Raw genomic sequence first — 19,177 nt, forward strand, 5'->3', positions numbered from 1 at the left:
ACTACTTGCTGGAGGCCAGTCGCGACGTAGGGGCCGACAACAAGTTGTCGCTTGGCTTGGACACAGTGGCCCTCGGGACCTACAACTGCTTGCTTGCCATTACAGTCATGCAAACGACGGGAACATCGCCTGAGCTGTACGCTATTGGAACGTTGGCCTATTCATTGCATTTGTTTGGGGTGAATATCTTTCTCTATAAAACCCACCCCGGGCACATGTCTGGATGGCTACGCGCATACTTTGTCGCGTCGCTTGCAGTCGGCATATTGATCGGTCTCAACGCAGACAAAAGTAGCATGATTTATTCAATTGCGACTGGGTTAACAGGGGGTGTGATAATAGCCCTGTCTCTTCGGGTTAAACTACCCAGCCTTTCGGCAGTGAATACAAAAGCTCTGTTGATTGGTGTGGTGTTTGCTGCGGTTGCACTTGTCTTAGCCTATTCACCTGGAGGCTTGGCGGAGATGTCAATCATAGCGGTGAGCATTGGTCGCGATGTTGCGTTCGTCGGCGTACATCATATCCTTAGGGTCTTGGCAGCGCTTGTTTTGGCGCCTGTCCTCGTAGCGGCTTTCACAAACCCTTCCCGACTTAGCAAGTAAAATTACTCACACCAAATTTGCGACGCAAATGCTCAGCTAAGGCCGTTATGCGACGTGGTTGGGCTCGGCTAGGCGGAAACATCATTTGCAAGGGTTTCGGCGGTGGGAGGAAGTCGCGCAAGACAGAAACAAGTCTGCCGGATCGAACATCGTCACCGACATCCAACTCCGACTTCAATACGACCCCATGGCCAGCAATCGCCCAATCGCGGATGAGTGAACCATCATTGACTATTCGATTTCCCTTTACCGATACGCGCCGGGCATTTGGTCCTAATCCAAACTCCCAAACGTTGTCGATCATGTCGCCAAACCTCATGACCAAGCAGTTGTGGTTTAATAGATCTTCTGGTTTTTCAGGCGTTCCGAATGAGGTCAGGTAACTTGGGGACGCACATACGAAACGTTGGTAGCTTCCTAGATTTCGTAATCTGAGCGAGCTGTCTGTGATGTTGCCGAAGCGAACGGCGAGGTCAAAACCCTGGCCTACAAGGTCGACGTAGCCGTCTGAAAGAGACAGTTCTATTGAGACGGCAGGGTTATCTTCGGTGAATTCGGCAATAACCTCGGAAACAAAGCTCCGCCCCAAATCGATAGGCGCGCTTATGCGAATTGGGCCAGACAAAGTTTCGGCGCCGTGCCGAACAAGTGTGTCCAAATCCGCAATCTCACTGAGTACGCTTCTTGCTCCGTCAGCTAGTGTACGGCCTTCTTCGGTCAGGCTAATAGAACGAGTGGTGCGGTTGAACAAAACCACTCCGTAGTGTGCCTCCAGAGCCGCGAGTCGCTCGGATACTGTCGTGCTCGACATCCCAGTCTCTCGCGCTGCGGCCACAAGACTGCCTTTCTCGGCTATCGTCAGAAACAAGCGAAGATTGTCTAGCAGCATTAAACGGATTTTCCGGATTATATGTTCGAAAAAGTCCTGTTTATCCCAAAAAAACGGCGGAGTAAATCTGGCACATCGCTCATGAACACAAGGAACCTAATCCAATGGCCAAGCTGACAATCGTCGCCAACATCAAAGCCAACCCCGACAAGATCGACCTCGTAAAGGCCGAGCTGATCAAGCTCATCGACATAACCCGTGCCGAAGAGGGTTGCATCAACTACGACCTACATCAGGACAACGATAACCCGGCTCATTTCGTGTTCTACGAAAACTGGCAAAGCCGGGAGCTTTGGCAAACTCACATGGGTGCTCAGCACCTTGCGGCTTACCTGGAAGCGACAGAGGGCGCCGTTGCAGAATTCACGTTGAATGAGATGACAGTCATCGGTTGATAGAGAACCGGACAAAGGAGCACGTTATGAAAGCCGTGGGATACCGTGAGACAGGGTCGATTGATCGGGCGGACGCCTTAATCGACTTCGAGGCCGACAAACCGACGCCGAAAGGGCACGACTTGTTGGTGAAGGTGCAGGCCGTGTCAGTGAACCCAGTCGATACGAAAATTCGTCAAAAACGTGCTCCTGTAGGTCCAGCACCTGATATTCTGGGGTGGGACGCAGTAGGGATCGTCGAAGCAGTTGGCGAAACGGTTGAGACTTTCAGTCCGGGAGATACAGTTTGGTACGCCGGGGCAATAAACAGATCGGGGACCAATGCTGAGTTTCATCTGGTAGATGAACGTATCGTCGGGTCAGCGCCAATATCCATACCTGCAAAAGCAGCTGCGGCGATGCCGTTAACGACACTTACTGCCTTTGAGATGCTGTTCGACCGCTTGCGAGTTCAAGATGCCGTTTCCGGCGGGACCAACACGTTGCTGGTTGTTGGTGGCGCAGGCGGTGTCGGGTCAATCACCATTCAATTGGCACGGGCTCTCACTGAATTGACAGTGATAGCGACGGCGTCCCGACCCGAGACACAAGACTGGGTTCGAGAGCTGGGCGCACACCATGTCATCAACCATGCGGAAGCTTTTGGCTCACAACTCGAGGCTCTCGGTATCGACAGCGTGGATTTCATTTATTCGACAAACCATTCCCAGCTTTATGCTTCCCAAGCTGGAGAGGTGATGACACCTCAAGGTCGCTTTGGGTTGATTGATGATCCTGAAACCTTCGACATCGCGCCGTTCAAACCCAAATCGATCTCATTGCATTGGGAGTTCATGTACACTCGGTCGCTTTTTGGGACTGGAGATATGAACCGTCAAAGCGAAATCCTGAATCAGGTCGCCGGGTTGATAGATGACGGAAAGATCAGATCCACAGCGACCGATACACTTGGTAGGATCAATGCTGCAAACTTAAAGAAAGCGCATGCTATCCTTGAAAGCGGCAAGGCCAAAGGAAAGCTGGTGCTTGAGGGTTTTTAGATGAGAATTGAGCGGCTGGATCATGTGAATATCGTGACGACTAGGTTGCCTGAGATGGTTACTTGGTATGAAGAGGTCTTGGGTTTAAAACTCGGGGCCCGCCCTGATTTTCCGTTTCCCGGAGCTTGGTTGTATGCGGGTGATCACGCCGTGGTTCACCTTGTGGGTCACGAAGGAACGCCTAATGTCGGCTCCGAAGTGAAGCTCAAGCTCGAGCATTTTGCGCTCTCAGCCACAGGGTTGAGAGCATTCGAAGAAAAACTGATCTCGTGTCAGATCCAGTATCGCAAAACTGATGTCCCGGGGGCTGGAATGGTGCAAATCCATGTGGCCGATCCTGATGGAAATCATATTCATATTGACTTCGAAGAAACCGAATAAGGGGCTAACCCTCAAAATAGTCGGAACGCAAAATCAAGCTCGTAACTTCTTGCCGATTAGGGATTGAGGTCCTTGCTGGGTTGCTTCCAAAACTTGCGTGGGCCAACATTTTTTGGGCGGTGCAAACGTCGATTTGGAGATCAGTATGCCGGACCTCAAAACAAACAAGAAAAACGTCATCGCTTTCTACGAAATGATGTTCAACGAGTGTCGACCTGCCGAGGCCATCGCAACCTTTGTTGGCGAAACCTATACGCAGCACAACCCGCATGTTGGCGACGGCAAGCAAGCCTTTGTCGAGTACTTCGAGCGCATGGCTGCCGAATACCCGGGAAAGCGCGTGGATATCAAACGAGCGTTTGCTGAAGACGCTCACGTCATTCTGCATTGCCATCAAATCTGGCCCGATGGTCTCGAGTACGCAGGGATCGATATTTTTCGCCTGGATGTCGATGGTAAGGTTGTCGAGCACTGGGACGTTCTTCAGGAGATTCCGGCAAACAGCGAGAATGAAAGCGGCATGTTTTGACTTAACCGTTCTGACAGCGGAGCATAGTACTTCGAAAGCTCCTGTCGGCTAAACCACCATAATCAAAGGGCATAAGTCTGATCCATGAAACCCGCCGAAGCGTATCTATCAAGAACCCTTTAGTTAGGAGATAAATATGCTCCCGAAGAGTATTCTTGCGGCGACCCTTGGACTTTTCACAGCCACCTCGCTTCAAGCTGGTGTACAAATTCGCTTTATAGAAGGCGCACCCAAGGACCGTTTTGTTCTGAAAAATGTCGGAGCATGCGAAGTAGAAGCCTCGACCGTCAAAATTGACTTGTCGCAATCTGCCGGACGTCTGATTTTCGACGTCACCGACAAAGGCGCGGGTGTAGAGGTCTTCCAACCGCTTGAATTCGTTGAGGGTGCGGACGCTCTGCGGCAAATTCCAGCGGTCGTGGACGGGCAAGATACAATAGAGCTTGAGATCGCCTCCCTCGCAGCCGGGGACAAACTCGCCTTTACCATCGATGTAGATGACACTATCGGGCAACGCGAAATCACCGTAACGGGGTCGGAGATCGAAGGCGCCACAGTGTCATTTACCGATGCGGATGAGACCAGGACTGCGACCTTCTCTTCCGAAGCACGTGTTAACGTGACGACCAAGGACTGCTGAGAGCTTTCCCACAATGTCGAATTGGTTGATCCGCATAGCATTCCTTGCGCTCATGTTGGGAGGCGGCATTCTGATCGGGACACTGACCGCACCCGGCGATTGGTATGCGCAGCTCTCTAAACCGGCTTTCAATCCACCAAATTGGATTTTTGGGCCGGTTTGGACAGTGCTTTATGTCTTGATCGCCATGGCGGGTTGGCGCCAGTTCGAAACAGACCGAAGCTCGCCCGCCATGAAGCTGTGGTTGGCACAGATGGGTCTGAACTTTTTGTGGTCCCCAACCTTTTTTGTACTGCAACTGCCGTGGTTTGCCCTTGTGGTCATTGTCGCGTTGTTGGCTGTCATCGTCATGTTCATCACTCAGGTTAGGAATTCAGATCGGGTCTCCGCACTGTCTTTCCTGCTGTACTTTGCATGGGTTGCATTTGCCACGGCGCTGAACCTTTCCATTGCGATACTGAACTGAGAAGGAACAATATGCGTGCCAACTTCATTGGACTTGTTTCAGGTCTTGTTATCATCGGATGCACAATGGCTCAGGCTGATGGAAAACTGACTGAAGACTTCTCCAAGTCTCCGGAGACGCGTTGGGACTACGTTGCCGACACCGTCATGGGAGGGGTTTCTTCAGGGCAGGTGCAGTTTCGTTCGGAAAGTGATGTCGCATTCGCGCGGCTGACCGGAACCGTGAGTACAGAAAACAACGGGGGCTTCATCCAGTTCCGACGCAAGTTGCCTGATCGACCAGATGCGGGTGTATCAGGCGTCAGGCTATTGGTACGGGGGAACGGCGAGCAATACTTCGTTCACCTCAGAACACGTGGTACGGTGCTTCCGTGGCAATACTATCAGGCCGCGTTTGCAACTTCTAACGAATGGACAGAAGTCTATTTGCCTCTTTCAGGCTTCAAGGCTTCAGGTGCCATGTTACGCGCTATTCTTGTTGCGGACGCAATCACCTCACTTGGAGTTGTAGCCTACGGGCGCGATCACGAGGTTCGCGTAGACGTCAGCGAGATCGGTTTCCATTGATGTTCGCCCAGGCGAGGGGCTGCAATCATCAAATATGGCTTCTTGACATGGTTCGAGATCGAAGTGTGCCGAACTGAATTCCACTGGTAGGGGTTGAATTTCGCACACCAAATTGCACCTTTGATTGAGATATGACGCTTTTAGTTGACTGATTTGCACGACGACTACCAAGGATTGAGCGAATACTTTGAGCCGCGCAAAGTTATGGGCAAATCGTGCAAAATTACGCGCAAATCGTGCGCAAGACTATGGGCGAAGACTCCGTATTTTTCCGAATGTAATCAGTGTCAGGGACGCAGCGTTATGCGCGCACCTACAGTCTCTGTAAGTTTGCGCATAACACATCGCGCACCCCATAGGTTTGCATAGTTTGCCCATAGTTTCTCGCTGCGCGATTGTCTGCCGTACTGATGAACTTGATCAGTTTATAGCGTAGTCGTTGCGGTTATGGACTCTTGCGGCGCTCGCCCCGCTAGGGGCACTCACTGAGGGACGTTGGGTTCCGTGCGGCCATTTTTCTGGGGTTTTCGCGAACGCCTGTGATGCGCAAAAAACAGGCTTCGCAAACTTTGGTGGATCTTCCTTTGCCGCCGCTTTAGTCCAGCCTCAATGCAGCGGTCGCAGCCAACGTTGCCGCCGTGTTCAAACACTGTTGTATTTTGCATTGGGTGAGGATGACCGACGTTAGGTGCTAAGTGATAAGCTTGCGACGCAGTCTTTCAATGCAGTCGTTCGCGGCCGGTATTTGGTCCAATTCAAGCTGAGCTCGCACGTGCCAAAGCAGCGTTCAAAAGCGGTCTCTTAAAGCATGACCAGCGGTTTCTTCCTACTTTGAAATTTTGACTGCGATGAGTTTCGGCTACATTCCAGAAAGCCCAGCATTGGTATTCAATAGAAACTGGCGGAAAATTGGGCTGCTAGCGGCCCCAATGCCACGAGCGTTTTCCCCAACCGCCGCGGCCTCCACGACCGGAGGAATCAAACCGCGTTTGTCTTGGTTGATTAAGTAACGGCGAACCCTTGACACCAGTTCTTCCCGAACTTCAGGCGGGAACGCGCCATCGATAAAAATGGCCTCGAAGTCGATGACAGCACAGATTGAAAGAGCGGCCTTAGCTAATTCTTGCGCCGTGGTGCCAATCCACGGTTCTACATAGCGAGAAATGCTGCTCCAATTCTGCGGCTTCTTCCATAGAATCCCCGGGTCGACACCCGCTTCGATCAATCGGTCCTCGAGCAAAAACAGCGACGCCGTGTCGATCAGTTGCTGGCTCTCACCCAAAGGACCGGTCGTGCGCATGGCGCCCAGTGCACCGGCATTGCCTTGGTTGCCTTCGAACACGGTGCCGTTCAATGCAACACCGCCGCCGATCATTGAGCCAATAAAAAAGTAGAAGTAGTCACGATATTCTGCCCCACGCCCATAGAGATGCTCTGCGTGACATGCGGCTGTTGCGTCGTTGACCACAAAAACCGGCAAATCGCTGAACTTGGCGACCTCGGAAAAGAAATTCACGTTTCTCCAAGACCGAAATTTTTTTGCAGCAAGCCCAGACAGATCGTGCCATTTCCAAAGTTCAAATGGGGTCCCGATCCCGATCCCACAAACACGATCACGAAGCCTCTGAGGTTCGTGGGACAGAAGTGTTTCCAAACCAGACTCCAAAAAACCGAAAATGACCTCTGGTAGCGGATAGTCATAAGTCGTGGAAAGTTGGCGGCGCGGCGTGCCAGTAAAGTCGATCAAGAGTAGATCGGCGCTACGCCGCCCGATCTTCATCCCAACCGACAAGATGCCTTCCGGGTTTAATTCCATAGGGGTTGAGGGCTTTCCAACCTTCCCGCGCAGTGGAGTACCACGCTTGAGAATCGCGTCCTTTTCAAGCTTGCGCAGAATGATTGATACAGTCTGAGGAGACAGGCCCGTTAATCGCGCGACGTCGGCGCCTGCGGCGGGCCCATGCCGTTGTAAAACTGTCAAAATCAGACGCTCGTTGTGATCGCGAACCCCGCTTTGACTTACCCCACCGGTCAGTGTGTTGAGCGCTTCTCTCTCCATAAGCCTGAACATAAACACCTTGTTTTCTTATGAAAAGGTACTCCGGTAAATTAATAAATAAACTTTATTTATTTATTGACAAAAAGGCTAGAATCACAGTTTCTTGAAATAGACCTTCATTGGAGGATGAGGGCGAGTCTCGTTGGCCTGCCATGCGGGGCATCAACAATTTTCTGGGAGGACTACATGAAAAATCTATTCAAGATTGCCGCATCTGCGACCGCGCTCACGGTGGCTGCTGCATCTGCTCACGCAGCCGGAGAAACCGTTTGTCTGATCACGAAGACAGATACCAATCCATTCTTTGTAAAGATGAAGGAAGGCGCAACGGCCAAGGCCGAAGAGCTTGGCATGACCTTGAAGGCCTTTGCCGGTAAAATCGACGGCGACCATGAAACTCAAGTTCAGGCCATTGAAACTTGTATTCTCGACGGTGCAAAGGGAATTCTCCTGACGGCCTCGGACACAAGCTCGATTGTCCCCGCTGTTCAGCAGGCGCGTGATGCTGGCCTGCTGGTTATCGCTTTGGACACGCCACTAAGCCCGATTGATTCCGCTGACGCAACCTTTGCGACAGACAACTACAAAGCTGGCCTGTTGATCGGACAATGGGCGAAGGCAAAGATGGGCGACGCAGCGGCTGACGCCAAAATTGCGACGCTTGATCTGAACGTCAGTCAGCCAACCGTGGACGTTCTTCGCAATCAGGGCTTCCTCGACGGCTTCGGTGTGGACCTGGCAGACCCCAATGTTATCGGCGATGAATCTGATGCTCGACTGGTCGGCAGTGACGTGACCGACGGCAACGAAGAAGGTGGGCGCCGCGCCATGGAGAACCTTCTGGCCAAGGACTCAACGATCAACGTTGTTCACACGATCAATGAACCGGCAGCGGCAGGTGCCTATGAGGCTCTGAAATCCATTGGGCGTGAAAACGATGTGCTGATCGTTTCGGTCGACGGTGGCTGCCCCGGTGTACAAAATGTGCAGGCCGGAGTTATAGGAGCTACAAGCCAGCAGTATCCGCTTTTGATGGCTTCGCTTGGGGTCGAGGCTGTTAAAAAGTGGGCTGAGGAAGGCGTAAAGCCCGAAAATACGCCCGGAAAAGACTTCTACGATACCGGAGTCGCGCTCATCACGGATCAGCCTGTTGATGGCGTGGAATCGATTTCTGTCGCCGAAGGCTTGGAGCTCTGCTGGGGCTAAATCATACCTAATGAATGAGGCGCATGAGAGCGCCTCATCACTCCTTTCACCAGCAAACCGAAACTTCCTGTACACTCATCTCGTGGGCATAACGCCGCCCGCGAAAAGGGGGAGATATGTCCGAAGCAAACCAAAGCGCCCAGAAATTTGAATCCGCTGCCAACAGAACAGAAACTGTAGCGGCTTTTGAGGACCATCGGCGTGGCGTTCTGGGGAAGTTGCAGCATCTTCTCCACGTCAACCCATCCTTTGTGCCGCTCATCGTTCTGGTCGGTGCGATTTTGATTTTCGGACTGCTATTGGGGTCAAAGTTCTTCTCGCCTTTTGCCATGACCTTGATCCTTCAGCAGGTCCAGATCGTCGGAATCGTGGCCGCAGCGCAAAGCCTGGTCATTCTGACCGCCGGCATCGATCTGAGCGTCGGCGCAATCATGGTATTTTCTTCTGTTATCATGGGGCAGTTCTCTTTCCGATACGGCATTCCAGTGCCAATAGCTGTAATGTGCGGGCTCGCGGTTGGAACCTTGATCGGAGCACTGAACGGCTGGCTTGTCAGCCGCGTTAAACTCCCCCCCTTCATTGTCACTCTTGGGATGTGGCAGATCGTACTGGCGACCAACTTCCTGTATTCCGCGAACGAGACTATTCGCAGTCAGGATATCGAAGCCAACGCTCCCTTCCTTCAATTCTTCGGAACCAAATTCAGCATTGGTGGAGCGACCTTTACTGTTGGCGTCATTTTCATGCTCGCCCTGATTTTTGTGTTGGCCTATGCACTTAAACACACGGCTTGGGGAAGGCATGTCTATGCCGTGGGTGACGATCCTGAGGCCGCCGAACTATCAGGTGTCAACGTCCATCGAACGCTCATGTCCGTCTATATGTTGTCTGGCTTGATCTGTGCCTTCGCGGGCTGGGCTCTGATTGGGCGCATCGGATCAGTCTCGCCGACGTCCGGTCAGTTGGCCAACATTGAAAGCATCACTGCTGTTGTGATCGGAGGTATCTCTCTGTTCGGTGGACGGGGATCCATTCTGGGATCACTATTCGGCGCACTGATCGTCGGCGTGTTTACTCTTGGGCTAAGGCTGCTCGGCGCAGACGCGCAGTGGACCTTCCTGTTGATCGGTCTTCTCATCATCGCTGCGGTCGCAGTCGACCAGTGGATCAGAAAGGTATCGGGCTAATGTCAGACACAACTCCAGTCGTCCAAGGGCGCGGGATCGTGAAGCGCTATGGCCACGTCACCGCCATCGACCATTCCGACTTTGAACTGCGTCAGGGAGAAATCCTTGCAGTCATAGGGGACAACGGCGCAGGTAAATCGTCCATCGTCAAGGCGATCTGCGGTGCCACAATCCCGGATGAGGGCGAGATTCTGATCGAAGGAAAAAAGGTCAATTTCACCTCTCCTATAGACGCCCGGAACATGGGTATCGAGATCGTCTATCAGCAGCTGGCCATGTCGCCTGCCCTTTCGATAGCGGATAATATGTTTATGGGGCGCGAGATCCGCAAAAAGGGTTTCATGGGTAAGTACCTGCGTCAGCTTGATCGGCCAGCCATGGAGAAATTCGCCCGCGAGAAACTGACAGAGTTGGGCCTGATGACCGTTCAATCCATCAATCAGGCGGTTGAGACGCTGTCCGGTGGCCAGCGCCAAGGTGTTGCCGTTGCGCGTGCCGCCGCCTTTGCGACCAAGTTCATCATCATGGACGAGCCTACAGCAGCATTGGGTGTGAAAGAGAGCCGCAAGGTGCTTGAACTCATCCAAGATGTACGCGCACGTGGCATTCCGATCATCCTGATAAGCCACAACATGCCGCATGTCTTCGAAGTCGCTGATCGAATCCATGTGCACCGGCTCGGTAAAAGGCTCTGCACGATTGATCCCAAGGACTATACGATGTCCGACGCCGTGGCCTTTATGACCGGCGCCAAAGAACCACCAAAAGAAGACGCCGCGTGATCGAGCAGGATGCAACGCGCGTTTGCGACCTGATCTCCTCCCGGAGGCAGGTTGGGGTTCGGACGATTGTCGCAATCGCCGGCCCCCCTGCATCCGGAAAGTCGACCCTGGCAGAAGCCGTTGTGCAGTCGCTGAACGCACAACAGAGCTCGGCAATTCCGTTAGCCACGTTAGTGCCTATGGATGGCTACCATTTAGACAATCGTGTACTTGAAACGCGAGGATTTCTGGCGAGAAAAGGCGCGCCAGAAACTTTCGATGCAGTTGGGTTTTGCAATGCAATCAAAACGTTGCAATCTGCGCAGCATGAATCCTTTCACCCCAGATTTGACCGTCAAATGGATCTCGCCATAGCCAACGCGATTGCGGTTCACCCGGAAACTCCGACTGTTGTTGTTGAAGGGAACTACCTTTTGATGGATAGCGACCCGTGGAGAGCACTGGCAGATGTCTATACCGCAACGGTTTTTGTCAGCCCAACTTTGGAAGAACTTGAAACGCGGTTGCAACGTCGCTGGGTCAAGCATGGTTTTGATCCGAAAGCCGCGTTGCAACGCGCGAAAACGAACGATTTGCCCAACGCTGAACGTGTCATCCGTGATAGCCGGAAAGCCGATCTTGCACTGAACCAGAATTGCACCGAATTCGGGAAGCGCTACGCATTCTGAATTTGCGCATTGGATTTACCCATCCGTTAAAGCAGCACCTCTAGGCGGATTCAGGTGCAACTAAAATCACTCCATACACGATGAGGAAACCTCATGAAGTTCTTTGTGGACACAGCAGAAGTAGACGAGATCAAAGACCTCCTAGGCTTTGGATTACTAGATGGTATCACCACCAATCCAAGCCTGATTGCCAAGTCCGACCGCAATTTCAAAGAAGTTATCACCGAAATTTGCACCCTGACAGATACACCCGTGTCGGCAGAAGTTGCAGCCCTGGATGCTGCGGGAATGATTGCAGAGGGAGAGCATCTTGCAGCAATTGCCGACAACGTCGTTGTCAAACTGCCGCTGACACTGGATGGCCTCAGGGCCTGTGCTCATTTCAAAAAGGAAGGGATCAGCACGAACGTCACACTTTGTTTCTCAGCCAATCAGGCACTTTTGGCGGCCAAGGCAGGCGCGACCTATGTATCGCCTTTTATTGGCAGATTGGATGACATCAATCTGGACGGAACCGATTTGATCCGTGACATCAGGATCATCTACGACAACTACGGTATTGAAACTGAAATCATCTCAGCATCAATCAGAACCCCAAATCACATAGCTGAGGCTGCTTTGGCCGGATCAGACATTGCCACGATACCCCCCTCCGTCATCCGCAAACTAGTCACGCATCCGTTGACCGACGCAGGCATTGAACAGTTTCTCTATGATTGGAAGTCTACAGAGCAATCGATTCTTTGATGGGGTTTTATTTTGACTGAAACGGGATGACCTGAACCAGACTTTGAACGGCTGAGCAGCAAGGCCATGTTTCGAGAAAATTGTCTAAATGAGATTCTCCTAAATTTGACAAGCGGGCCGAGTTTTGTGGGAAACTTCCGAAAATCCTTTTCAATGGTGGCATTAACACTTCGGCAACAGGAGATCAGTCTGAGGTCCGCATTATTGAATTGAATGGAAATTTTGGCGCGGTCGCAGCGGCAGTCCGGTTCGGTCCTTCGCGGCTGACCACCCAGAGTGATCTACCGTGTTTATCTCGTCTGCGTTGGCTGCGATCAGCTAGTTGTCCCAGACGCAGACAGCAGTTTCATAGCGGCTAAAACTGGGTTTTTACGGCAGAGTAAATCCGACACCGGCTGACAATTACTTTTGATCCACGTATCTGACAATCATCCTGTTGTTTTTGTCTTTGTGCATTTCCCAATAGCTCTTGGTGATTTGGTTCGTGATTTGACCAGGGACTCCAGAACCAATTTTTTGGCCATTTACTTTGGTCACTGGCATGATTCCACCAGCGGTTGAAGATATGAAAACCTCTTCTGCATCAAGGAGTTGATCTTGAGGTATGTCGACGGCTGAGCAGTCGATATCCAGGGTCGTGCAGATGTCGAAGACCGTTTGACGAGTGACCCCGAGAAGCACACCGAACCTTGGTGTTAAAACTGTTCCATCGATGACAGCAAAAATATTGAACCCGGGTCCTTCAGACACGTTTCCATTTTCATCAATGAGGATTGCTGTGTCAGCTCCGCGGTCGTAGGCCTCATAGAGGCCCTTCACCAAATCCAACCAATGATAGTTCTTAACGGTCGGATCGACTGACTTTGGAGAAATGCGGACCAAGGATGATATTGCTGCATTTAGTCCATGCTTCATCTGCTCTGGATTGGCCACCGATCCGAACGGGATTGCAAATGCGATGAACTGATTGATGGCATCACGTGGATCCCGGCTGAATGTCGGAGACATGCCGCGAGTACAAATAAACTCGACGTACGAGTTCTTTAACCCGGATAGTGCGACGCAGTTGTGCAGTATCTCGATGACCTGGTCTCGGTCATACTCAATCGATATATGCAGCTTTTCTAAACCTGCGAAGAACCGATCAAGGTGATTTTCTAGTCGAAAGAAGGCTCCGTCCCAGACATGGACGACATCATACGTCGCGTCGGAATGAAGCAGCCCATAGTCCAGCACTGAAATCTTGGCTTCCGAAATCGGCAAATACTGTCCGTCTAGGAAAGCCACCCCAGGAGGATATGTTTTAGGGTCAGAGTAATGCTCGGAGAGACTGGGTAATACATTCATAGGTGAAAGCTACAGAAGTACGGACTGCAATCGCAATGTCCGATTTGGGCTGCGAATGGTAGCCAAGAGCAGAGAAGGCAAAGTGCCGCGTTGTGACACGCGGCACTTAATTTTGGGTCGTCGCAGTTCTTATGCCGCTGAGAACGCCCGGACACTGCCTCGCTGTTCGAAGACGTGTAGGAACGTATCGGGATGAGGGCGAATGCGGTAGTTGTCTGTCTCATCGCCGAAGATCACTTTGCCGTCTTCGTCAAGTGCGATCACAGTCGCTTTGACGGTATCGATGGGGTAGCCCGGCATACCGGACGGAGCGCCACCCAAATCCTCGATGCCCAGGGCTTTGGCTGCGGCCAGATCGTTGTCTTGGAAGATCTCGAAATGTGCGGGCAGGTTGAGATCTCTGGCCAGTTTCTCCGAGTTCTTGGTGCCTTGGTTGGAGATGAACTTCACCTTTACGCCCGCCTTCGCCAGTTGATCCGCCTTTGCTTTTACTTCTTTGAGTTGGTTCATGCAGAACGGGCACCAGTTGGCGCGGAAAAATACCAGCAGTGTCTTTTCGCCTGCGAAGGACGCGGAAGTCGTGCTGGTCCCGTCCAGACGTTGCAGGGGCAATTCAGGCAGCACTTTGCCCTTTACGATGGCTGCGCTTGGCTTGCGGCCATAGTTCGAGAAGATGTGAATATACCATTGCATAGTGATCGCGCCAAACAAGGCTAGGCCTATGGCAACGTATTCGCTGGCAGCTGTGAAACCACCTCGCGCGGAGATTTGGTAAATCACCCAAGCCAGGGCGGAAAGGTTGATGATTTGAATCACTGGCAGGTTCTTTGAGGTCCGTGCGATATTAAAGGCTTGGCTCAACACCATCAGGAAGAACGGCATCGTGAACGTCGCAAAGAATGTGCCGATCCAGATTGGATCAAAGCCTGACATCCAGAACATGACGGCCGAACCGACGCCTGACAGCATGTTCAGCATGATGTAGGGAAGAATTAGTTTGCCTTTCATTTCGAAAGTCCTTTCGAGATCTTGCCGAGATGCCTGAGGTGGCTCATCGGTCACGTAAGTGCGGGGGGGGTGAGAGGTCGGATGGTCCGCGCCCCGTCTTGCGAAGCGCGCAACCGGGTTACGTAGTGGTTGTTGCCGACAGACTATCGAGAACAGGGAATAGATCCGCTGGTTCAGGACGGCGCGTATAGTCGGGGTTCACTTCGGCGTAGGCGATTGTGCCGTCGGTATCGACGACGTAGCGCGCGGGCATCGGCAGGTTCCACTGGCCGTCGCCATGAATGCGCGGCAAGTGGACGCCAAACCCGTCGTGAACCGGAATGACGTAATCTTGCAGCGTCCAGCGGATACCAAGCTTTTCAGCCAGCTCGCCGTTCTTGTCCGTCAGGATCGGAAAGCTCAGTTCATTATCTTTCTGGGACTTCCGGCTGTCCGCCGCGCCCTGCATCGAGATTGCAACAAGCGTCGCACCTCGTGAGCGAAGGTCCTCGGCGACAGCTTCAAGCGCTTTCAGCTCGATGTTGCAGTAGGGGCACCAAACACCGCGGTAGAACGTCAGAACCACCGGGCCATTGGCTAACAAGTCTTTCAGCGCGATCGGATTGCGATCTGAATCCGTCAGTACGAAGTCAGGCACAAGGTCACCCGCTTTCAACGCACGCTCCGCCTGACCGCTGTCAATCAGCTCTTGTGTCGAACGGGCAAAGGCTTCGAAAGCGCCTTCGGGGGCCATGGTCTTGAATTGGGCCTTGAAGTCATCGAGTTGGTCTTGGAGGGTCATGTCTTTTCCACTTCTCAATTTGCGTTCTCTGGTCGGCTCAGGGAGTTTTCGTGCCGCCTGTTCTGATATTTGGCCCGTTGAGAAAACGGTGGTAGCTGACCAATTCGAGTAAGGGTTATTCAAAAAACGAATGATCCAATCTGCGGATCTCAATTGGAACAAACTCAGCCTGCAAAACAAAACAACGCCGCGCTTAAAGCGCGACGCTCGTTTGCCGGACGTCCGTATATCTGCCGATCCAATGCGAATTTAGTCCCCCGTGGCGAAAAGAACTCGGACTATTCTGCCGATGCTGGGGGTTCCGGATCCCAAGCCATAGGTTCAAATGCTTTGTCGAGCGGCGGGTTCACGATGTGGGTTGTGTAGTTCGACAAAACCTTGAGTGCGGTACCGGCGATGACCTCAAGAACGGTCTGCTTTGAATATCCGGCCTCGATCAAAGCATCGACCTGCTTAACACTGGCCCATCCCCGTGTTTCGTTGATGGTTTCAGCAAAAATGCGAAGCGCTTCGAGTTTGGCGTCCGCGATTGGTGTACCCGCGCGCAATGCCGTGATCACACTGTCATCCACTCCTGCCATCTTCAACACGGCCGTGTGCGCCGCCATGCAATAGGTGCAGCCGTTCAGACGATTGTTCGTCATCAATATGATTTCGCGTTCGGTGGCCGTCAGTTCCGTTTTCTCGAAAATGCCTATCATGGTCATGTAGCTTTCGACCAGAACAGGGGATTCCGCCATTGTTGCCATCAGGTTCGGCACAAAGCCCATTTTGCCTTTGATCTCTGAGAGGATTGGCTTGGACCCTTCAGGAGCAGTGTCTACCGTGTGCTGTGCATAGGTTGCCATTTGATGTCCCTTTTAGGATGCGTTTGCATCGAAGTTGTCAGAGTTCAGCCGGCCAGACGTGTTTGTCGCCTGCCGTTGTGTTCAAATGTTGCTCATAAGGAAATTGAAAGGTAGGCTGCCAAGAAGCCTAACTATTATTCATAATGTGAATGTCCGACAACTTCTCCACGTTACGCTTGTTCTCGCGGGTCGCACGTACCGGCAGCTTTACTGCTGCGGGAAAAGAAACCGGCAAATCTCAGCCGTCGGTGTCCCGGATCATTTCCAACCTTGAGCAAGAGCTGGGTGTTCAGCTGTTTGTGCGCTCCACCCATGCTGTCCGGCTGACAGAAGCCGGGGAAGAATACTTGACGCGTATCGAGCCGATCCTTTCTGACATCGAGGAGGCCAATCACTTTGTCAGGGGAACTGGCGAACTGCGTGGTCGCCTGCGGATCGGAGCAGCGGCGAGCTTTGCACAACGAGAGATCATACCCGCCCTGCCACCGTTTCTGGAAAAACACCCAAAACTTAAGGTGGATCTTGTTCTGACGGATTCGATGCAGGACTTGATTGATGAGGCTATCGACGTTGCGATCCGATTTGGACCATTGGAAGATTCAACAATGGTCGCGCGCAAACTGGGAACGACACCCAGGGTTGTTGTTGCCGCCCCTTCTTATCTGGAAAAAGCTGGCAACCCGAAGCAGCCCTCTGATTTGGTGGATCATCAGGTCATCCTCGGCCCGTCAAGCATTGGAAAAGCGGGTTGGAGCTTTGAGAAGGACGGAAAGGTCCAGTCCATTCGTGTCGAAAGCCAACTGATGATTTCCGTCAATGAAAGCACAACCACGGCGGCGGTCGCCGGTTTGGGCATTGTCAGCACGTCGTATTGGAGTTGCAGGAACGAGCTGGAAGCAGGTGCTCTCGTGCAACTTCTGCCTGATTGGACAATCGGAAAGGTTGAAGTGAACGCGCTACTGGCGGGTGGTCGTCATACAAAGCCTTCAGCCCGCGCTTTCACAAAGCACTTGCAAGAGGTTTTGGCTAAGTGAGCTAGCTCTGGAACAGCGGCCTATTGCGCCTATTTGAGAAAATGCCGACACTTACCCTTGTTAGACCTGCTTTGGGGCGAGTTCTCCCCACTCATCAGCGCTCATGCATTTTCGCGTTAGCCCATCCTCTGAGACGAACTGAGCTGCTTTGACGAGGAGAAACGCCACCGTGATGGCGTCTACCTCGCAGCGTTTCTCGAATTCTTAGGTAGTTTCATTGGGCCTTTCTTCTGACATTCCCATTCCCCTCTGTATCTGACGCTTTCGGGCAATTGGCTAACTTTGCATAATACATCATCGCCCTCGGAGAGCCAATTCTCGGGCGTGCGACCGCTTCTTCAGGAGAGGCTTTAATTCTACAAAAAACCTCGTCCTCCAGTGCAAGTGATTTGCAACTGCGCAGAAAGACGAGAGCTCAGCACCAATGCTCCTCATTGCTCGTTTTTTGGGGTGTCATCCGGCGACCCATCCTGCTCAATGTCAGACGTTGCTTCAATTTCCCGAACGGCCAACTCGGCGATTTTTCGAACCAGATTACTAAACGCTGCTGCGGCGTGTGTGCCCCTTGATCCAGCCGGTCACATCTTTGGCCCGGATGTCGAGATGTGGGGCTTCATCTTCAATAACTCTGACCTTGTAGTCGGAGATGTCAGAAAGCCCGGACATGTTTCCTGCACGGGCCTCCGCGATTGGCGTACGGTTTACATAAACAACAACTCTTTGCATTTTTTGCCTTTCCTATTTTGGTGTGTCTGCACGCTTGGGCCTTCGCGGGCTCGCCCTAGTTCCATGCGTGGTTTTTGGTTTTTTGATGCAGAAGGCCCCGCACCAGCCGTCTCAGACCCCCACTGATCTGTGCTGCTCATAGGTGCCTACCAGAGCTTCAACATCGCCGAGATCCAGCCGAAAGAACTCGGGCCTCAACCCAAATTCAACAGCGAATTCGCTCACCAGGCTTTGAATGATCGCAGGCAGTTGTTCCGGTGTCGGGGGCGGGATTTCATAGATTGTGCAGCGGCTGAGAAGAGGCGCAGGAACGCCACTCAGATCATTTGCGGTCAAAATCCAGCTCACATGTGAGGCATCCACGTCAGCGGCCAGGTATTTTTCTCGATATCGCCTGGCCTCAGAGGGTTCGAGCATCGCCAAAAGTTCGCCGGTGATATCTCCGTTGCGGCTCGCGTGCGTCTTGATGACCAACACTGTCAGGTTCGAATTCGTGAAAAGACAAATACGGCGGCCCTGTCGAGAATAGAGCACGGTTCCTGAAAGAGGTCATGGACGCAGTTGTCGACGTGTGGGGCGCCGACCGTGTTGGTGTCCGCCTCAGCCTCTTCTCGGACGCCAACAACATTTCTGACAGCGACCCACAGGCGACGTTCTCCCATGCGATCATATTGTTGAATAGCTATGGGTTGGCCTATCTCCATTTCGTGGAAAGACAGACCGGCGGCCCGCGCGATATTCTGAGGGTGGCGATCTAAAGGCGCTCTATGAATTGTTTGACGGTGCGAAAATGGGCAACAACGCTTATGACCGCGAAATGGCGATTGAATCGGTTGAGACCGTTGCCGTCGATCTGGTGGCTATTAGCCGACCGTTCATTTCCAACCCGGATCTTGTCAGTCGGCTGGAGAAAGACACCTCGCTGAATGAGCTGGATGCAACTACCCTCTACGGCGGTAATGAAAAAGGATACACCGACTACCCGGCACTGGAAGAGGAAGCGGTTGCCGCAGAGTGATGCATCACTCTTAACTCCTTGGTGACAGGCAATACCAAATAGAGTGAGCGCGCCGGTTTGGACGCGCTCACTTCGCGGGTACGGCAATATCCTTTCTTGAAGCGGGGTTCTGTCACAAGTCTACGAATGGACTGCTTCCCTCCGATTGCAGTGATTATGAGAGGCTTTTGAGTTTATCTTCAGCGTCTCTTTGAGTTGGCGAAATCCAGGTTTCAGCAGATGCCACGTCCGAGAAAACGAGCTGCGTGAGCCGACGTG

24 protein-coding genes are annotated in these 19,177 nt (G+C 52.5%); 16 read left to right on the top strand and 8 right to left on the bottom strand.

Going from position 1 to position 19,177, the window contains the following annotated elements:
* A partial coding sequence (locus AB1A64_RS21580; RefSeq protein ID WP_366554117.1) for an AbrB family transcriptional regulator occupies positions 1-602 on the top strand: 602 nt, incomplete at its 5' end.
* Here the strand turns inward: AB1A64_RS21580 and AB1A64_RS21585 are convergent.
* Positions 592-1,491, bottom strand: a complete 900-nt coding sequence (locus AB1A64_RS21585) for a LysR family transcriptional regulator (RefSeq protein ID WP_366554119.1) — start codon at positions 1,489-1,491, stop codon at positions 592-594. The two genes, AB1A64_RS21580 and AB1A64_RS21585, sit on opposite strands and share 11 nt — an antisense overlap.
* Before the next feature lie 104 nt (positions 1,492-1,595).
* Between AB1A64_RS21585 and AB1A64_RS21590 the strand changes: the two genes are divergently transcribed.
* From AB1A64_RS21590 to AB1A64_RS21620, 7 genes are all read left to right on the top strand, one after another.
* Positions 1,596-1,886: a putative quinol monooxygenase gene (locus AB1A64_RS21590; protein ID WP_050606061.1), complete on the top strand. Its 291-nt coding sequence runs from the start codon at positions 1,596-1,598 to the stop codon at positions 1,884-1,886.
* A 26-nt stretch (positions 1,887-1,912) separates the two neighbouring features.
* Entirely contained in the window at positions 1,913-2,926 is a 1,014-nt protein-coding gene (locus AB1A64_RS21595) for a zinc-binding alcohol dehydrogenase family protein (RefSeq protein ID WP_366554121.1), read from the top strand.
* Positions 2,927-3,307: a VOC family protein gene (locus AB1A64_RS21600; protein ID WP_321250639.1), complete on the top strand. Its 381-nt coding sequence runs from the start codon at positions 2,927-2,929 to the stop codon at positions 3,305-3,307.
* Positions 3,308-3,452: 145 nt separating this feature from the next.
* Positions 3,453-3,836 carry a nuclear transport factor 2 family protein gene (locus AB1A64_RS21605; protein ID WP_366554124.1) on the top strand — a complete coding sequence of 128 codons (384 nt, stop codon included), beginning with the start codon at positions 3,453-3,455 and terminating at the stop codon, positions 3,834-3,836.
* A 136-nt stretch (positions 3,837-3,972) separates the two neighbouring features.
* Positions 3,973-4,476 (top strand): aggregation factor core, encoded by a 504-nt coding sequence (locus AB1A64_RS21610; protein WP_366554126.1) that lies wholly within the window; start codon positions 3,973-3,975, stop codon positions 4,474-4,476.
* A gap of 13 nt (positions 4,477-4,489) precedes the next feature.
* Positions 4,490-4,942, top strand: coding sequence for a TspO/MBR family protein (locus tag AB1A64_RS21615; RefSeq protein WP_366554128.1), 453 nt, complete (start codon positions 4,490-4,492; stop codon positions 4,940-4,942).
* Positions 4,943-4,953: 11 nt separating this feature from the next.
* Positions 4,954-5,508, top strand: coding sequence for a CIA30 family protein (locus AB1A64_RS21620; protein ID WP_366554130.1), 555 nt, complete (start codon positions 4,954-4,956; stop codon positions 5,506-5,508).
* 859 nt (positions 5,509-6,367) lie between these two features.
* Here AB1A64_RS21620 and AB1A64_RS21625 read toward each other — a convergent pair.
* Positions 6,368-7,567 carry an ROK family transcriptional regulator gene (locus tag AB1A64_RS21625; protein WP_366554180.1) on the bottom strand — a complete coding sequence of 400 codons (1,200 nt, stop codon included), beginning with the start codon at positions 7,565-7,567 and terminating at the stop codon, positions 6,368-6,370.
* 186 nt (positions 7,568-7,753) lie between these two features.
* Between AB1A64_RS21625 and AB1A64_RS21630 the strand changes: the two genes are divergently transcribed.
* The 5 genes from AB1A64_RS21630 (at position 7,754) to fsa (ending at position 12,157) form a co-directional block, all read left to right on the top strand.
* Positions 7,754-8,773, top strand: coding sequence for a sugar ABC transporter substrate-binding protein (locus AB1A64_RS21630; protein ID WP_170353723.1), 1,020 nt, complete (start codon positions 7,754-7,756; stop codon positions 8,771-8,773).
* 116 nt (positions 8,774-8,889) lie between these two features.
* Positions 8,890-9,960: an ABC transporter permease gene (locus AB1A64_RS21635; protein WP_366554132.1), complete on the top strand. Its 1,071-nt coding sequence runs from the start codon at positions 8,890-8,892 to the stop codon at positions 9,958-9,960.
* Positions 9,960-10,742 (top strand): ATP-binding cassette domain-containing protein, encoded by a 783-nt coding sequence (locus tag AB1A64_RS21640; RefSeq protein ID WP_366554134.1) that lies wholly within the window; start codon positions 9,960-9,962, stop codon positions 10,740-10,742. Before AB1A64_RS21635 ends, AB1A64_RS21640 begins: the two co-directional genes overlap by 1 nt.
* On the top strand, positions 10,739-11,410 hold the full coding sequence (locus AB1A64_RS21645) for a hypothetical protein (RefSeq protein ID WP_366554136.1): 672 nt from the start codon (positions 10,739-10,741) through the stop codon (positions 11,408-11,410). The genes AB1A64_RS21640 and AB1A64_RS21645 overlap by 4 nt, the downstream gene beginning before the upstream one ends.
* A gap of 93 nt (positions 11,411-11,503) precedes the next feature.
* Positions 11,504-12,157, top strand: coding sequence for a fructose-6-phosphate aldolase (fsa, locus tag AB1A64_RS21650; protein WP_366554138.1), 654 nt, complete (start codon positions 11,504-11,506; stop codon positions 12,155-12,157).
* Positions 12,158-12,559: 402 nt separating this feature from the next.
* Here fsa and AB1A64_RS21655 read toward each other — a convergent pair whose 3' ends face one another.
* From AB1A64_RS21655 to AB1A64_RS21670, 4 genes are all read right to left on the bottom strand, one after another.
* Positions 12,560-13,420 carry an aminotransferase class IV gene (locus AB1A64_RS21655; RefSeq protein ID WP_366554140.1) on the bottom strand — a complete coding sequence of 287 codons (861 nt, stop codon included), beginning with the start codon at positions 13,418-13,420 and terminating at the stop codon, positions 12,560-12,562.
* Between the two features lie 213 nt (positions 13,421-13,633).
* Complete coding sequence (locus AB1A64_RS21660) at positions 13,634-14,512, bottom strand: redoxin domain-containing protein (protein WP_366554142.1); 879 nt, start codon at positions 14,510-14,512, stop codon at positions 13,634-13,636.
* 118 nt (positions 14,513-14,630) lie between these two features.
* A complete protein-coding gene (locus AB1A64_RS21665) occupies positions 14,631-15,293 on the bottom strand; it encodes a peroxiredoxin-like family protein (RefSeq protein ID WP_366554144.1) in 663 nt (220 codons plus the stop codon).
* 278 nt (positions 15,294-15,571) lie between these two features.
* Complete coding sequence (locus AB1A64_RS21670) at positions 15,572-16,141, bottom strand: carboxymuconolactone decarboxylase family protein (RefSeq protein ID WP_366554146.1); 570 nt, start codon at positions 16,139-16,141, stop codon at positions 15,572-15,574.
* 149 nt (positions 16,142-16,290) lie between these two features.
* Between AB1A64_RS21670 and AB1A64_RS21675 the strand changes: the two genes are divergently transcribed.
* Positions 16,291-17,175, top strand: coding sequence for a LysR family transcriptional regulator (locus AB1A64_RS21675; RefSeq protein WP_366554148.1), 885 nt, complete (start codon positions 16,291-16,293; stop codon positions 17,173-17,175).
* 537 nt (positions 17,176-17,712) lie between these two features.
* On the opposite strand, the gene AB1A64_RS21680 is transcribed toward AB1A64_RS21675, so the two are convergent.
* Together AB1A64_RS21680 and AB1A64_RS21685 are read right to left on the bottom strand one after the other, a co-directional pair.
* Positions 17,713-17,901 carry a hypothetical protein gene (locus AB1A64_RS21680; RefSeq protein WP_366554150.1) on the bottom strand — a complete coding sequence of 63 codons (189 nt, stop codon included), beginning with the start codon at positions 17,899-17,901 and terminating at the stop codon, positions 17,713-17,715.
* A gap of 111 nt (positions 17,902-18,012) precedes the next feature.
* A complete protein-coding gene (locus tag AB1A64_RS21685; RefSeq protein WP_366554152.1) occupies positions 18,013-18,249 on the bottom strand; it encodes a hypothetical protein in 237 nt (78 codons plus the stop codon).
* 203 nt (positions 18,250-18,452) lie between these two features.
* Here AB1A64_RS21685 and AB1A64_RS21690 point away from each other — a divergent pair, with 203 nt between their 5' ends.
* Positions 18,453-18,659, top strand: coding sequence for a hypothetical protein (locus AB1A64_RS21690; RefSeq protein WP_366554154.1), 207 nt, complete (start codon positions 18,453-18,455; stop codon positions 18,657-18,659).
* Positions 18,660-18,673: 14 nt separating this feature from the next.
* On the top strand, positions 18,674-18,919 hold the full coding sequence (locus AB1A64_RS21695; protein WP_366554156.1) for a hypothetical protein: 246 nt from the start codon (positions 18,674-18,676) through the stop codon (positions 18,917-18,919).
* The last annotated feature ends 258 nt before the right edge of the window (positions 18,920-19,177 follow it).

This window comes from Ruegeria sp. ANG10 (assembly GCF_040705255.1).
Classification (GTDB): Bacteria; Pseudomonadota; Alphaproteobacteria; order Rhodobacterales; family Rhodobacteraceae; genus Ruegeria.

Excerpts from the sequence above, each read along its gene's own strand:
- AB1A64_RS21660 (WP_366554142.1), bottom strand. The coding sequence starts at position 14,512 with ATGAAAGGCAAACTAATTCTTCCCTACATCATGCTGAACATGCTGTCA.
- AB1A64_RS21640 (WP_366554134.1), top strand. The coding sequence starts at position 9,960 with ATGTCAGACACAACTCCAGTCGTCCAAGGGCGCGGGATCGTGAAGCGC.
- AB1A64_RS21590 (WP_050606061.1), top strand. The coding sequence starts at position 1,596 with ATGGCCAAGCTGACAATCGTCGCCAACATCAAAGCCAACCCCGACAAG.
- AB1A64_RS21610 (WP_366554126.1), top strand. The coding sequence starts at position 3,973 with ATGCTCCCGAAGAGTATTCTTGCGGCGACCCTTGGACTTTTCACAGCC.
- AB1A64_RS21600 (WP_321250639.1), top strand. The coding sequence starts at position 2,927 with ATGAGAATTGAGCGGCTGGATCATGTGAATATCGTGACGACTAGGTTG.
- AB1A64_RS21605 (WP_366554124.1), top strand. The coding sequence starts at position 3,453 with ATGCCGGACCTCAAAACAAACAAGAAAAACGTCATCGCTTTCTACGAA.
- AB1A64_RS21670 (WP_366554146.1), bottom strand. The coding sequence starts at position 16,141 with ATGGCAACCTATGCACAGCACACGGTAGACACTGCTCCTGAAGGGTCC.
- fsa (WP_366554138.1), top strand. The coding sequence starts at position 11,504 with ATGAAGTTCTTTGTGGACACAGCAGAAGTAGACGAGATCAAAGACCTC.
- AB1A64_RS21635 (WP_366554132.1), top strand. The coding sequence starts at position 8,890 with ATGTCCGAAGCAAACCAAAGCGCCCAGAAATTTGAATCCGCTGCCAAC.
- AB1A64_RS21680 (WP_366554150.1), bottom strand. The coding sequence starts at position 17,901 with ATGCAAAGAGTTGTTGTTTATGTAAACCGTACGCCAATCGCGGAGGCC.
- AB1A64_RS21665 (WP_366554144.1), bottom strand. The coding sequence starts at position 15,293 with ATGACCCTCCAAGACCAACTCGATGACTTCAAGGCCCAATTCAAGACC.
- AB1A64_RS21620 (WP_366554130.1), top strand. The coding sequence starts at position 4,954 with ATGCGTGCCAACTTCATTGGACTTGTTTCAGGTCTTGTTATCATCGGA.
- AB1A64_RS21585 (WP_366554119.1), bottom strand. The coding sequence starts at position 1,491 with ATGCTGCTAGACAATCTTCGCTTGTTTCTGACGATAGCCGAGAAAGGC.
- AB1A64_RS21595 (WP_366554121.1), top strand. The coding sequence starts at position 1,913 with ATGAAAGCCGTGGGATACCGTGAGACAGGGTCGATTGATCGGGCGGAC.
- AB1A64_RS21675 (WP_366554148.1), top strand. The coding sequence starts at position 16,291 with ATGTCCGACAACTTCTCCACGTTACGCTTGTTCTCGCGGGTCGCACGT.
- AB1A64_RS21615 (WP_366554128.1), top strand. The coding sequence starts at position 4,490 with ATGTCGAATTGGTTGATCCGCATAGCATTCCTTGCGCTCATGTTGGGA.
- AB1A64_RS21690 (WP_366554154.1), top strand. The coding sequence starts at position 18,453 with ATGGACGCAGTTGTCGACGTGTGGGGCGCCGACCGTGTTGGTGTCCGC.
- AB1A64_RS21630 (WP_170353723.1), top strand. The coding sequence starts at position 7,754 with ATGAAAAATCTATTCAAGATTGCCGCATCTGCGACCGCGCTCACGGTG.
- AB1A64_RS21625 (WP_366554180.1), bottom strand. The coding sequence starts at position 7,567 with ATGGAGAGAGAAGCGCTCAACACACTGACCGGTGGGGTAAGTCAAAGC.